Consider the following 11,920-nt stretch of genomic DNA (forward strand, 5'->3'; position numbering starts at 1 on the left):
TATAGCAAAAAAATATCATTTCAATAGAATACTATGTCTTCTAAAATCATTTACACAAAAACAGATGAAGCGCCATTACTGGCTACTTATTCATTTCTTCCCATTGTACAGGCTTTTGCTAAAACAGCAAATATCGACGTTGAATTAAGAGATATATCCTTAGCAGGTCGTATCCTTGCAAATTTTAATGATTATTTGACAGCTGAACAAAAGACTAGCGATGCATTAGCCGAGTTAGGTCAATTAGCTACTCAACCAGAAGCCAATATCATAAAGCTTCCTAATATTTCTGCGTCCATTCCTCAATTAAAGGGAGCTATTGCAGAATTGCAAAATGCAGGTTATGCTGTTCCAAATTATCCAGATGCAGCAACTAATGCTGAAGAAGAGAAAATTAAAGCAACTTATGCCAAAATTTTAGGTTCCGCTGTTAATCCAGTATTACGTGAAGGTAACTCTGACCGTCGTGCACCTAAAGCAGTAAAAAACTATGCAAAAGCAAACCCTCACCGTATGGGTGCTTGGGCTGCGGACAGTAAAACGAAGGTAACTTCCATGACTACCGGAGACTTTTATGGATCGGAGCAATCCTTAACCGTTGATCAAGATAATCAATTCAAGATTGAGTTTGTTGCTGCAGATGGGACTGTAAAAGAATTAAAAAACTTCGCTAAGCTAGTAGCTGGTGAAGTAATTGACTCTTCCGTGTTGCATATAGCTGATTTAAAATCCTTTGTTAAAGGAGCAATTCAAGAGGCTAAAGATTCTGGGGTGTTATTATCTGCACATTTAAAAGCGACCATGATGAAGGTTTCAGACCCGATTATCTTTGGTGCTATTGTAGAAGTATATTTCCAAGAAGTTTTCGATCAATATGCTTCATTGTTCTTAGAATTAGGCATAAATAAAAACAATGGATTAGGAGAAGTATATGCGAAGATCGCTGGTCATGCCCAAGAAGCTGAAATAAAAGCAGCAATTGAATTGGCTATTGCAAACGGTCCAGACTTAGCAATGGTAAATTCCGATAAAGGAATCACGAACTTACATGTACCTTCCGATGTTATTGTAGATGCTTCTATGCCAGCAATGATTCGTATCGGTGGTAAAATGTGGGATAAACAAGGTGCTGAACGTGATACCTTGGCGATCATTCCTGATCGTTGTTATGCGGGTGTTTATGAAACAGTCATTGCCGACTGTAAAGTAAACGGTGCTTATGATCCTAAAACGATGGGTTCCGTACCCAACGTAGGTTTAATGGCGCAAAAAGCAGAAGAGTATGGATCTCATGACAAGACTTTCCAAGCAAATGAAGCGGGTGTTATCCGTGTGGTTGATCAAAATGGCGTCACATTAATGGAGCAACCTGTAGATGCAGGCGATATCTTTAGAATGTGTCAAACAAAAGACGCGCCAATCCAAGACTGGGTTAAATTGGCCGTAAACAGAGCTCGTTTATCCAATACCCCGGCTATTTTTTGGTTAGATGAACATAGAGCGCATGATCGTGAGATCATCAAGAAAGTAAATACTTATTTACCTAACTACGATACGACTGGATTAGATATCCGTATTCTATCGCCAAACGAAGCGACTCAATTTTCGATAGACCGTATTCGCAAAGGAGAAGATACAATTTCTGTAACTGGTAACGTTTTACGTGACTATTTAACAGACTTATTCCCAATTTTAGAGTTAGGTACTTCCGCGAAAATGTTATCTATTGTTCCTTTAATGAATGGTGGTGGACTATTCGAGACTGGTGCTGGTGGTTCTGCACCGAAACATGTGGAGCAATTCTTAGAAGAAGGTTATTTACGTTGGGATTCTTTAGGTGAATTCTTAGCTCTTCAAGCTTCATTAGAACATTTGGCTCAAACCCAAAATAACCATAAAGCACAGGTGTTAGCTGATGCTTTAGATGAAGCGAATGCCAAGTTCTTAGCAAATGATAAATCGCCAGCTCGTAAAGTTGGTCAAATTGATAATCGTGGTTCTCATTTTTATTTAGCAAGTTACTGGGCAGAAGCCTTAGCAAATCAAAGTGCAGATGCTGAATTAGCTGATAAATTCAAAGAATTAGCAAGTACGCTAAGTCAAGAAGAAGCTAAAATCAATGAAGAATTAATCGCTGCACAAGGAAAAGCGCAAGATATCAAAGGTTATTATTTTCCAAATGATGATTTAGCAAATCAAGCTATGCGTCCATCAGCTACATTGAATGCAGCGTTAGGCGCCTTGTAATAAGAATAAAATTTTTAAATATAAATCCTCGATTCTTTAGAATCGAGGATTTTTTTTGCTTAAAAATATGCTTATTCGAATTGCGTAGCAGTTATTAATTCATTAATTTTAAGGTTTACCAACTTTAACCTAGACTATCATGAATAAGACAAATAAAAGAAGAGAGTTTTTGCAAAAAGCATTTTTAGCCTCTGCTGGATTAATCGCAGCACCATCCGTATTTTCTAAACCTTCCATATCTCCAGCTTTCGCAGATCAAAATAGTCTAAAACTAGGTATAGCGGGTTTTAGTTTTGTTAATTTTAATTTGGATCAATCTTTAGCGATGATGAAGCGTATGGATGTACGGTATTTATGCATTAAGGATTTTCATTTACCCTACAACAGTACGGAAGCACAAATTACCTCTTTTCATAAGAAATTAGCAGAATCAAATGTTACTGGATATGCGGTTGGACCTATTTATACAAAAACAATAGCAGATATTGACAATGCCTTTAACTATGCTAAAAGGGTAGGAGTCCATTTAGTAGTAGGTATTCCAGAGATTAAAGATCTGGCCTATGTGGCTCAAAAAGCAGCAGAGTATCAAATACGCTATGCAATTCATAACCATGGTCCTGAAGATAAAATATATCCGAATGCTACGGTAATATGGAATCATATAAAAGGTTTGAATAACTATATCGGAATGTGCTTTGATATGGGGCATAATATGAGGGATGGTCAAGATCCTCTAAAAGATTTATTACGATATAAAGATCGAATATTTGATCTACACCTTAAAAATGTAACAGCAGCAGATGCTAAGGGTACGACCTGTGAATTAGGCCGTGGGGTAATTAATATTCCAGCATTTGTGAAAGGTTTACGAAAAATAAATTATTCAGGTTCCTGTAGCTTAGAATTCGAAAAAGATATGAAAGATCCTTTGGCAGGATTAGCCGAGTCCGTAGGCTATTTTAGAGGAGTATTAAGTAGTATCTAAACTAGCTCTTTTAATAAACATCACTTATTTATAAGACATAAATATTGTATAATGTATTTGTATACAGTGAAATAGCCATGTTAATGATAAGTAATTCTTCATGTCATTAAATGAGATACGAGTCTTAGCAATTCATAGGCAAAACAATAAAAAGAAACAACCTTAGTGAAAAATAAGGTTGTTTTTTATTGTCTTTAAACAATAAAAATTGCACTTTTTTTATCTAAAATTTATAATACCTTAATTAATATCGGGTTTAGGATAAATAAAATAGTTAAATTGCTATACATTTCAACTATGAATTATGAGATTTCTTCTCCTATATTGTTTTTGCTTTATATGCAGTTACTGTGTAGCACAAGAAAGCTTTCATTTACTTAACCCTAAAAAAAACAACTTCAAATTCGAGCTTTCAGGAAATGTGGTCATTATACCTGTGCTGGTAAATGGTGAAAAATTATCTTTTTTATTAGATACTGGTGTGAAAGAAACGCTATTGTTTGGCTCTGCAGCAGATTCTTTAAAATTGGAGAATGTCCATAAAGTTACCTTTTCAGGAATAGGAATCGAAGATGGGATCGAGGGCCTGTTGGCAGTAGGTAACAGCTTGGTAGTTGGGGATGTTATCGCGGATTTCAATCATAATATTTATGTTTTAAATGGAGAGGATCTAGATATTTCCAGTCACATAGGCTTACCCATACATGGTATTTTAGGGAGTAAGTTATTCGAATCATTTACGGTAAAAATTGATTACCTAAAGTCAAAGATTACCTTATTACCAAAAAGTATACTCAGCGCTTCGCAGACAAAAAACTACCTTAAAATACCCATAACCATAGAAAAAAGTAGACCCTATACCCAAGTACATATTAATTTTGATTCAAAAAGATCTGCTTATGCCAAAGTGTTGATAGATCTAGGTAATTCCGATGGTATGCTTATTTTTCCATTTACCTTGGACAATTTCCATATTAGAGATCCCAAAATTTATGATTTTATTGGTCGGGGCTTTAATGGCGCTATCTTTGGCTATCGAAATCGAATTGCTAGTTTTACATTTGGCGATTATTCCATTATTCAACCCATTGTGGCTTACCCCGACAGCAATGCAGTGCATGCAGCTCGATTAGCTGAAAATAGAAAAGGATCTATAGGTAATCAAGTCCTACAACGATTTCATGTGATCTTCGATTATGAAAACCAAGCCTTATACATCAAACCGAATCGTAAGTTCGGTAAGCCTTTCCCTATGAATATGTCAGGAATAGATATTAAGCACGATGGACTTACATGGACTCAAAAAAGAGTGTCGGCGGCCTTAAGTAAAAGAAACGATCAAGATGGTGGAATTAATGTCTATCAACATGAAGAGTTTAAATATGAATTCTCTTTAAAGCCGAATTATGTCATTAACAACGTAAGAGAAGGTTCACCAGCAGCATTGGCCGGAATTCAAAAAGAGGATATTCTTCATAAAGTAAACGGTAGGTATACCAGTGATATGAAGCTACAAGAAATTATCGGAAAATTACAAGAGCTAGATGGGCAGGAAGTCAAACTTTTAATTAAGCGCAATGGGAAGGAAATTAACTTCAGATTTCTATTAAAAGATCCCATTCCATATATTAATTAATTTCTAAAATTTTCAAGCTATTATTTTTCTCGATTTTCTAAAATTTTTTCATTCTGTTTATGTGTTTTCATTGATCTTCTTCGGATCTTCGTCGGAACTTAGTTGCTGTTGATTCGGATTCTCAACGAAAATATCCGAACAAGTTTGGGTGGAGATTCGATGCAATTCCACACTTATCCTCGACAAATACCTTATAACCTTATACCAAGCCATAAAATAGTTAAGGTGCAATGAAAAAGAAGCTGTTGGTATTAGCGAGGTAGTATCTGATTTTTTGATAGGCAATTATCGTTATGAAACCCTGTTATGAAAGTTAGTGGCTATGGAATAGAAAAAAAAAGACAGTTCAAAAGAACTGTCTTTCCTATAGGAATGGCTGCAATTATTCTTCAATAACTACACCCATTTTGCTGAATTTATCAATTCGTTCAGCTACTAAAGTAGCTTTATCTTTAGCTAGTAGTACCGCTAAATCATCTGTAATCTGTTTCTTAACTGTTAAGGCAGTTGTTTCAGGATCTTGATGAGCTCCTCCAAGCGGTTCTTGAATGATTCCATCGATTAGTCCATTACCTAACATATCTTCCGCAGTAAGCTTTAAGGCTTCAGCAGCACGTTCTTTTTGATCCCAGCTTCTCCATAGAATAGAAGAGCAAGACTCTGGAGAAATCACCGAATACCAGGTATTTTGCAACATATAAACTTTATCACCAATTCCTATTCCTAAGGCTCCACCAGAAGCACCTTCGCCAATAACGATACAGATAATAGGAACCTGCAGTACAGACATTTCCAGTAGGTTTCTAGCAATAGCTTCCCCTTGACCTCTTTCTTCTGCTTCCAAACCTGGATAAGCACCCATCGTATCAATTAAGGTAACGACAGGTTTATTGAATTTCTCTGCCATTTTCATTAAGCGTAAGGCTTTACGATAACCTTCCGGATTGGCCATTCCAAAATTACGGAATTGACGTTCTTTGGTGTTTTTACCTTTTTGATGCCCAATGACCATCACAGGCTGCCCACCAATAGAGGCAAAACCTCCCACAATAGCTTTATCGTCTTTTACATTGCGATCACCATGTAATTCGATGAAATCATCGCAAATAAGATCTATATAATCAAAAGTTTGAGGCCGATCAGCATGTCTGGACATTTGGACTTTTTGCCATCCAGTCATGTTACTATACACTTCCGCTTTGGTTATTTCTAGTTTTTCTTCCAATTCACGAATGGTAGCACCCATATCTACTTTGGTTTTTTCTTCCACCTGCTTTACTTTTTCAATTTGGGTTTGTAAGTCAGCAATAGGCTTCTCAAAATCAAATGTTGTATTCATATTTACCTGTTTGTTGCTTTTAAAAGCGTAGCTAAGTTAAATCTTTTTTAAGAAATTTAAAACGTTTATTATCTAAAGCCTTTCCTATAGACCTTCATGTTTTTAATTACGTATTGATACTGAGTGATATAACCTCAAAAGGATAAAGTATGTTTTGTTCAATCCCAAAAAAAATAATATCTTCAATCCCATGAATGCAACCACACAAGTGCACAAACCATCCATACCTGTAACATTTATACTCAAAGTATTCTTTTTGGTGCTCCTGATTATTTCAAAAATATATTTTGAATCAGAGGTTAACGCAAGCATATTATTACCTCAAATTCAAAAAGGGCTTTTGATATTTTTAATTTCGAGTACTATACTTTCAATTTTACGGTTCTTATTAATCTTAATTTACAATAAAAAGAATGCGAATCGGCATGTACGCGGTAATTTTGTGCTGGGTGTCAATCGCTTAACAGCCATACTTAATGCCGTATTTGCGGTAATTGCTTTAATGACAATTTTAGGTATTGACCCTCGAGATTTTATTACCAGTATCACCATTGTAGCGATGGCCATTGCCGTTATTTTTAGGGATTACATTACAAATATGATTTCAGGTATGATTGTCATGTTCTCCGATCAACTGTCCGTTGGGGATCGTATTAAAGTAGGGGATTTTAAAGGAAGAATTGTGGATATTACATTTGCGAATATTGTACTGCAAGACGAGGAAGATGATATTATTATGGTTCCAAATAATAATGTATTTACCACCACCTTTATGAACTTATCAGCGCATCAGTCAAGTTTGTTTAATGTGAAATTCGAGTTGCCTTTGCTAGTTTCCTTACATATCGACGAATTGGAAAAAACATTAAGGGAAAGTTTATTAGGACACCCAAACCTCAAAGTTACTCAGGAAGAATTGGTGCTTAAAGTTATGGAAATCGGGAAAGATTTTGTGCGGTATAAACTGGATTTATATGCCATTAGCAATAGTAACCGACTGCATAAAAAATTAGAAAATGAAATTTTAAAAGAAGTACTTAAATTTGAAGCGAAGTTTATTAAATCTTCCTCACTTTAATACGCTTAACAAAGTGATGGGATCCTTTTTTCAGAATTAAATCGGCCCGATATCTAGTAGGTAATATATTTTGGTGAAGATTTGGCTTATTGATTTCATTCCAAATTTGAGTAGCCATCGCTAAACTCTCTTCTTTGCTCATGTCGGCATATTTATGAAAGTAGGAGGCCGCATTTTGGAAGGCTGTAGCGCGTAAAGACTCAAAGCGTTCAATATACCAATTTACAATATTTTTTTCATCGGCATCAACATAGATCGAATAGTCAAAGAAGTCCGATACAAACACGCCATCTTTTCTGGAATTAACTTGCAATACATTGATTCCTTCGACAATTAAGACATCAGGCTGATGAATTACTAATTTTTCATTTGGTAAAACATCATATTCTAAATGCGAATATAAGGGCACCGTTACTTGGGATTTTCCTGATTTCATATCCGCTAAAAACTGCATAATTTGTTTTGTATCGTAGCTTTCAGGAAATCCTTTTCTATTTAGTATGTTGCGTTGGATTAATTCTTTATTGGGGTATAAAAAACCATCGGTTGTCACTAATTCGACTTTAGGTTTATTAGGCAACAAGGATAATACCTTTTTGAGTACCCTGGCCGTGGTACTTTTTCCTACAGCAACAGAACCCGCAATACCGATGATAAATGGAAGTTTTTCATGATTCCGCTTGAAAAAAGCATTACTCTGTACATGAAGATCACGAAAATTATTGATATGCAATTCCAATAAATGGGCTAATGGAATGTAGATGTCTTCAATTTCATCCATAGTCAACGGTTCATTGAGCGCATGCAATTGGTCTAAATCTTCCTCTAAAATAGAGTGCGTTAATTGACCGTTTAATCTTTTCCATTCCTCTCGAGTAAAGTTTCGAAATGGACTATTGATGGTGTGCTCGCTAATCGTCGCCATAAATTACATTAAGAATCGACTGCAAATATACAATCCTGATTTATTTTTAGGTTATATTGTATCAATTAGATTACTTTCGATAACCACAGGATTGGATAACATTTTTTGTACAGGACACTTTTCTCCGATGGTATAGAGTCGTTTACGCTGAATTTCATCCAAATCTCCTTCAATTTTAATATTGCAAGTGATAAAAGTTGTTTGCTGTAACTCACTTTTGATCGTTTCGCTATAAACTTGTATTTCAATGGTTTTTAATGTCCATTGCTTACGGTCTGCATACATACGCATGGTCATTGCTTTACAACTTCCTATTGATGATAAAAATAACGCTGTAGGAGGGAAGCCTAAATTTTGACCACCTAAATCTTCAGGTTCATCGGCTATTAAATTTAAATCTTTATACGTAATTTTTGTAGTATAGGCTTGTTCACCCATTTGTATTAGCACTTCATTTTCCATTCTTGAATATAGTAAATTTTAAATAAGACTTGAGCAATTGGCTATTTGATTTGAACGTTTTGTTTGATAAGTTTGAAACATCAATAATTGAATTTGTTCTTTAGGATAATCCTATCATTCATTGCCTCTTGATGCAAAACGAAGCGAAGTTATTACAATATCACCTAGCCAATGTCTTCTATTTCAAATCTAGTGCCTTATTCAAGGAGTCCTTTAATAATTAGCGTTCCTGTTGCAGGATTCGTAGCTAAAGGGACATTCCATAGATCACAAATACGCATGAGCATTTGAATATCTGGTTCATGGGGATGTTTGCCCAAGGGATCACGGAAGAAGATGATACCATCTATTTTCCCTTCGGCTGCAAGCGCTGCAATCTGAGCATCACCACCCTTTGGTCCACTTAATTTTAATTCTACACTCAGTCCTGTTTGTTGTATGTATGAGCCTGTTGTACCGGTTGCTACCAAATGCGCATGCTCTAATTCTTCTTTATGATCTTTTACGAATGCCACCATTTCGGCTTTCTTACCGTCGTGAGCTATAAGTGCGATAGTTTTTCTCATGTTTACTATTAGGGTTAATTCTTTTATTTACTTTTAAATCCAAGGTAATTCCAAACGGAATGATCCTTTTTCTCACTCAAATTTTCTTTTTGTTCCTTTTCTATGATTAAATCATTGACCAATGCATCTAATAACGTTTCGTTATCACTGATTAATTTGTCGGCCAAGGAAACTATTTTTTGAATATTCCCTGCTGATGCGGCATCTAAAGATGGTTCAATCGATGATAAATTGGAGGGTTCTAGACGAATATAATTGGATGACCGCTGAATAGATTGGAACAACTGTTGTAAAAAGTAATCATTACTTTCGGAAGAGCTGCTCGTCATAATATCCACCAAAGCTGGTCCTATTGAAATGGCTTTTTGTTTTTTAAAATCTTCGTATTTATATGCATTTTTCGCTATTCCAGTACCTAAGGATAGGATATGTACATCGTCTATCTTAAATGTTTTGTAGGTCTTTAGAACCTCTAATAATGCGGAAATAGAAGGGTTGTGGGCAAACATACCACCGTCTACTAATGGGAAACGGGTATCTGCTAATGAATATATTTCGGCTACGGAAAAGTATGTGGGTGCTGCCGATGTGGCTCTGCAGACGTCCCGAAGGTAAAAATCGCGTGAAGCGCCATGACTTATGGCTTTCTGTTGTCTAAATAAATGGTTTTTACGTAATTCTATATTGTAGGCAGTAAAAATACTTGGTTTGATCAGCTGGCTTAATCGGGTGTCTCCAAAATAATTGAATAATATTTTTTCCAATACTTTGTTGTCGTATAGTTCCGTTAATAATCCAAACTGATTAAGAAACCGACGCCATCTACTGGTGGTAAATATCTCAGTACCATGTGTTAAATAGATGTCTAAAGCTTCTTGTGCCGAAAATCGAGGTTTTGCTAGGTTATCGGGATCTGGACATAATAATATACTAAGTAGTATACCTCCAGTACTCGTGCCTGCAAAGAAATCAAAGTATTGACTGAGGTGAGCCTCAGGGTTTTGAGTTGCTCGCTTAAGTTTATCTTCTAAAGATACCAGTAACATGCCAGGAATGATTCCTCGTATTCCTCCGCCATCAATAGATAAAATTCGCTTCATAGTTGCTTTAGGCTAATTTACAGATAAGATTTTAGATTGAAAATTTATTTTCAGGAATATGTTGTTGAAAGGGTGAAAAGTTATATATTTGCACGCAGAAACACACTCGGAGAGATGTCAGAGTGGTCGATCGAGCACGCTTGGAAAGCGTGTGTACTTAACGGTACCGAGGGTTCGAATCCCTCTCTCTCCGCGAAAACTAAAGCAGCTTTTACAGCTGCTTTTTTGCGTTTAAAGATTATTTTTTACCTATTTCAATTCAGCTAAAAATAGTAGTTTTTCACTAACATGCTTAGATTTAAGTGTGTTTGTGATTTAATGTTTTATGAAATATGGCAACAATGGATACATCATTTTTTAAAATACCTTATTCACCTTGAGGAACTTTAGCCATCAATTTTATATCAGGAATGTGTGAACAGTATTCAAATAATACAAATATTTTTTCTTAATTAATTTGCTAACTTTTGACAAAGTTGTTAATTAATGATGTTAAAAACTATTTGTATTTCAATATGGCAACACGAATAAGACGTTTTTATTAATTTGTTGAAAATGAATATTTAGAGTGATTAGTATGATTTGTTAACATGAAAACTATAAACCATTATACCATTAAAACATTTCATTGTAAAATATATGTGATTACGCATATTTTTAGCTTTTTGATGAATCATTTAATGTAGATTTGTAAACTTTCAATCCTATAAATTTGTGCTAGTTTTAATAAATGGAGTAATAAAATCCCTAAAATCAATAGGGATTTTTTCTTTATAGGGGATTTTGAATGTTTAGAACATTCGTATTTTTTTTTCATAGCCCTTAGATTATAAATATTTTATACTCTTTATGTTAACTTACGACAAGCCATGCTTGGTTATCCGAGATGGTAACACTTAAATATGAATGGTAAATTAATTTTGTTTAGTCCAAACCAATCTGTCTAAATTATAACCGGCATCACTAGCAATTTTGATAAATTTGTTTTTTACTTCATCAGACATGGTCTTATCTCTTGATAAAAACCAAATATAATCTTTACTCTCACCCATAACTAATGCAGTCTTATAATCAGGTTCCATAGCTACTACATTATATCCAGCATAAAAAGGACCAAAAAATGAAACTTTTAGTGCCCCTTTTGTTTTATTACTTAGAAATTTCGCTTTACCCTCCTTTTCTTTCCATTCATTCTTTTTAGTATTAAACCCTTTATTTAAAACTTTAATCGTTCCATCTTCTTTTAATGAATATTCAGCTGTTACATTATCCATATCCTTTTCATATTTAAAATCAAACCTTGCAATTTCATACCATTTCCCAGCATAAGATTTTATATCAAAGTTTTCAACTACTTCAATATCATTTGGAATTTTTACAGATTTGCAGGAATTAAAAACAAATGGAATTGCAAAAACAGCAATACCTAACGTAATTTTTATATATTTTGAATATTTCATAAATTTCTACTTATTTAAAAAAAGCCTAACAATTAAGTTAGGCTGTACGTCTTCAAACTAAATTAGACACATTAGGATGAAACCTTAAGGAGACTTTCGAGTTATAAATTTATTAATTT

General features: G+C 34.7%; 10 protein-coding genes and 1 tRNA gene. 5 read left to right on the plus strand and 6 right to left on the minus strand.

Going from position 1 to position 11,920, the window contains the following annotated elements; translation table 11 throughout:
* The first annotated feature begins 33 nt into the window (after positions 1–33).
* From ACFRAE_RS16710 to ACFRAE_RS16720, 3 genes are all read left to right on the plus strand, one after another.
* Positions 34–2,247: an NADP-dependent isocitrate dehydrogenase gene (locus tag ACFRAE_RS16710; protein ID WP_422798317.1), complete on the plus strand. Its 2,214-nt coding sequence runs from the start codon at positions 34–36 to the stop codon at positions 2,245–2,247.
* 139 nt (positions 2,248–2,386) lie between these two features.
* Entirely contained in the window at positions 2,387–3,235 is an 849-nt protein-coding gene (locus ACFRAE_RS16715) for a sugar phosphate isomerase/epimerase family protein (protein WP_422798318.1), read from the plus strand.
* Between the two features lie 304 nt (positions 3,236–3,539).
* Positions 3,540–4,871, plus strand: coding sequence for a PDZ domain-containing protein (locus ACFRAE_RS16720; RefSeq protein WP_422798319.1), 1,332 nt, complete (start codon positions 3,540–3,542; stop codon positions 4,869–4,871).
* Positions 4,872–5,253: 382 nt separating this feature from the next.
* Here ACFRAE_RS16720 and ACFRAE_RS16725 read toward each other — a convergent pair whose 3' ends face one another.
* Complete coding sequence (locus ACFRAE_RS16725; protein WP_422798320.1) at positions 5,254–6,210, minus strand: acetyl-CoA carboxylase carboxyltransferase subunit alpha; 957 nt, start codon at positions 6,208–6,210, stop codon at positions 5,254–5,256.
* A gap of 190 nt (positions 6,211–6,400) precedes the next feature.
* Here ACFRAE_RS16725 and ACFRAE_RS16730 point away from each other — a divergent pair, with 190 nt between their 5' ends.
* Complete coding sequence (locus ACFRAE_RS16730; protein WP_422798321.1) at positions 6,401–7,288, plus strand: mechanosensitive ion channel family protein; 888 nt, start codon at positions 6,401–6,403, stop codon at positions 7,286–7,288.
* Here ACFRAE_RS16730 and coaA read toward each other — a convergent pair.
* From coaA to ACFRAE_RS16750, 4 genes are all read right to left on the minus strand, one after another.
* The gene (coaA, locus tag ACFRAE_RS16735) at positions 7,269–8,213 is read right to left on the minus strand and encodes a type I pantothenate kinase (protein WP_422798322.1); all 945 of its coding nucleotides are present in this window, start codon (positions 8,211–8,213) and stop codon (positions 7,269–7,271) included. The genes ACFRAE_RS16730 and coaA overlap by 20 nt on opposite strands.
* A gap of 51 nt (positions 8,214–8,264) precedes the next feature.
* Complete coding sequence (locus ACFRAE_RS16740) at positions 8,265–8,675, minus strand: OsmC family protein (RefSeq protein ID WP_422798323.1); 411 nt, start codon at positions 8,673–8,675, stop codon at positions 8,265–8,267.
* A gap of 197 nt (positions 8,676–8,872) precedes the next feature.
* The gene (locus ACFRAE_RS16745; RefSeq protein WP_422798324.1) at positions 8,873–9,241 is read right to left on the minus strand and encodes a methylglyoxal synthase; all 369 of its coding nucleotides are present in this window, start codon (positions 9,239–9,241) and stop codon (positions 8,873–8,875) included.
* Positions 9,242–9,264: 23 nt separating this feature from the next.
* On the minus strand, positions 9,265–10,341 hold the full coding sequence (locus ACFRAE_RS16750; RefSeq protein WP_422798325.1) for a patatin-like phospholipase family protein: 1,077 nt from the start codon (positions 10,339–10,341) through the stop codon (positions 9,265–9,267).
* A 108-nt stretch (positions 10,342–10,449) separates the two neighbouring features.
* Between ACFRAE_RS16750 and ACFRAE_RS16755 the strand changes: the two genes are divergently transcribed.
* A tRNA-Ser gene (locus ACFRAE_RS16755) sits at positions 10,450–10,534 on the plus strand.
* 721 nt (positions 10,535–11,255) lie between these two features.
* Here ACFRAE_RS16755 and ACFRAE_RS16760 read toward each other — a convergent pair.
* Positions 11,256–11,801 carry a lipocalin family protein gene (locus ACFRAE_RS16760; RefSeq protein WP_422798326.1) on the minus strand — a complete coding sequence of 182 codons (546 nt, stop codon included), beginning with the start codon at positions 11,799–11,801 and terminating at the stop codon, positions 11,256–11,258.
* Between the last annotated feature and the right edge of the window lie 119 nt (positions 11,802–11,920).

It is taken from the genome of Sphingobacterium sp. HJSM2_6, from assembly GCF_049316305.1.
GTDB lineage: Bacteria > Bacteroidota > Bacteroidia > Sphingobacteriales > Sphingobacteriaceae > Sphingobacterium.

What these genes read in the sequence shown, in the direction of transcription:
- ACFRAE_RS16720 (WP_422798319.1), top strand. Translation starts at nt 3,540, where the DNA reads ATGAGATTTCTTCTCCTATATTGTTTTTGCTTTATATGCAGTTACTGT.
- coaA (WP_422798322.1), bottom strand. Translation starts at nt 8,213, where the DNA reads ATGGCGACGATTAGCGAGCACACCATCAATAGTCCATTTCGAAACTTT.
- ACFRAE_RS16760 (WP_422798326.1), bottom strand. Translation starts at nt 11,801, where the DNA reads ATGAAATATTCAAAATATATAAAAATTACGTTAGGTATTGCTGTTTTT.
- ACFRAE_RS16725 (WP_422798320.1), bottom strand. Translation starts at nt 6,210, where the DNA reads ATGAATACAACATTTGATTTTGAGAAGCCTATTGCTGACTTACAAACC.
- ACFRAE_RS16715 (WP_422798318.1), top strand. Translation starts at nt 2,387, where the DNA reads ATGAATAAGACAAATAAAAGAAGAGAGTTTTTGCAAAAAGCATTTTTA.
- ACFRAE_RS16730 (WP_422798321.1), top strand. Translation starts at nt 6,401, where the DNA reads ATGAATGCAACCACACAAGTGCACAAACCATCCATACCTGTAACATTT.
- ACFRAE_RS16710 (WP_422798317.1), top strand. Translation starts at nt 34, where the DNA reads ATGTCTTCTAAAATCATTTACACAAAAACAGATGAAGCGCCATTACTG.
- ACFRAE_RS16745 (WP_422798324.1), bottom strand. Translation starts at nt 9,241, where the DNA reads ATGAGAAAAACTATCGCACTTATAGCTCACGACGGTAAGAAAGCCGAA.
- ACFRAE_RS16750 (WP_422798325.1), bottom strand. Translation starts at nt 10,341, where the DNA reads ATGAAGCGAATTTTATCTATTGATGGCGGAGGAATACGAGGAATCATT.
- ACFRAE_RS16740 (WP_422798323.1), bottom strand. Translation starts at nt 8,675, where the DNA reads ATGGAAAATGAAGTGCTAATACAAATGGGTGAACAAGCCTATACTACA.